The organism is Flavobacterium aureirubrum (assembly GCF_038739835.1).
GTDB lineage: Bacteria > Bacteroidota > Bacteroidia > Flavobacteriales > Flavobacteriaceae > Flavobacterium > Flavobacterium aureirubrum.
In genome coordinates, this window is sequence record NZ_JBCGDO010000116.1 from 1 (window position 1) to 306 (window position 306).

Annotated in this window: 1 pseudogene; it reads right to left on the reverse strand. The window is 34.0% G+C overall.

Annotated elements, in window-relative coordinates:
• A pseudogene (locus WFZ85_RS16170) lies at positions 1-264 on the reverse strand (kynureninase); the annotation flags it as partial.
• Between the last annotated feature and the right edge of the window lie 42 nt (positions 265-306).

A 306-nucleotide genomic window follows, 5' to 3' on the forward strand; every position in this document is an offset into this window, starting at 1 on the left:
TAGCGGTTCGGCAAAACGTTCGTGATAAACCCACCAAGGTTTTTCTGCATAAAAATGTCCTTCTACTGCAAGGTTTGCCCAATCATTCATTACTTCAACCACATAGGTTTTTGCTATTTTTGGTTGCAAGCCTAATGAATTTCCTGTGAAATAAATCACATTTTTTTCTTTATGTTGCGGAAAAATAAATTCGTCTCGGTAGTGTTTTAATTCGTCTTGTTGATCAAGTTGTTGAGCGAATTCGCGGGTATTTTTATATGTCATTTTGTTTTGTTTGGATTGTAAAAATAGAAAAAAGAGTAAAGA